Here is a 1,141-nt window from a genome sequence, read left to right on the forward strand (position 1 = left end):
CGCTGGAACACCATCTCGATCAGCGGATACCACATCCGTGAAGCCGGGAGCACAGCGGTGCAGGAGATCGCGTTCACCATCGCCAATGGGATCGCGTATGTCGAGGTGGCCAAGGCGGCGGGCCTCGACGTCGACGATTTCGCCCCGCGCCTCAGCTTCTTCTGGAACGCGCACAACAACTTCTTCGAGGAAGTGGCGAAGTTCCGGGCCTCGCGGCGCATCTGGTTCAAGCTGATGACCGAGCGGTTCGGGGCGAAGAAGGAGGCCAGCAAGTTGCTGCGCTTCCACACCCAGACGGGCGGCAGCACGCTCACCGCACAGCAGCCCGAGGTGAACATCGTGCGCGTGGCCGTGCAGAGCATGGCGGCCGTGATGGGCGGTACGCAGAGCCTGCACACCAACGGCTTCGACGAGGCGCTCGGTCTGCCCACCGAGCAGGCGGCGCGTATCGCGCTGCGCACCCAGCAGGTCATCGGGTACGAGAGTGGCATCGCCGACACGCCCGACCCGCTGGCCGGCAGTTACTTCGTCGAGGTGCTCACCGACGAGATCGAACGACTCGCCTGGGAGTACATCGAACGCATCGACGAGATGGGCGGCGCCGTGTCGGGTATCGAGGCCGGCTTCCAGCAGGACGAGATCGAGCAGGCGGCGTACGAGTACACGAAGTCGATCGACGACGACGAGCGGGTGATCGTGAGCGTGAACAAGTTCGCTCTCGACGTGGAGCCCGAGCCGTCGGTGTTCCCCATCGACCCGACGCTCGAGAGCGGTCAGCGCGAGCGCCTCGCCGCATACAAGGCGAACCGCGACCAGGCTGCCGTGCAGGCGGCCCTGGCTGCCGTGGCTGAATGTGCCCGGGGCACCGACAACCTGCTGTACCCGATGAAGGAGGCACTGCGCGCCGGTGCCAGCCTTGGCGAGGTCAGCGACGCCCTGCGCGGCGTGTTCGGCGTCTATCAGCCCGGCCGCTGAGCCAGTTGCCATGACCGACGGCCTGCGCGTTGGCGCCGACGAGGTCACGCGCTGCTGGTGGTGTGGCGACGACCCGCTGTACGTGCGGTACCACGACACCGAGTGGGGTCGGCCCGTGCGCGACGACCATCGGCTCTACGAGAAGCTATGCCTCGAGGGCTTCCAG

The 1,141-nt window shown here is 67.0% G+C and carries 2 protein-coding genes; both read left to right on the top strand.

Translation table 11 applies throughout. The annotated features are described in order from the left end of the window. Positions 1-975, top strand: a 975-nt coding sequence (locus EB084_26170; protein NDD31751.1) for a methylmalonyl-CoA mutase, incomplete at its 5' end; no start/stop codon positions are given. A 10-nt stretch (positions 976-985) separates the two neighbouring features. Continuing rightward, positions 986-1,141, top strand: a 156-nt coding sequence (locus EB084_26175; protein NDD31752.1) for a DNA-3-methyladenine glycosylase I, incomplete at its 3' end; no start/stop codon positions are given.

The organism is Pseudomonadota bacterium (assembly GCA_010028905.1).
GTDB lineage: Bacteria > Vulcanimicrobiota > Xenobia > RGZZ01 > RGZZ01 > RGZZ01.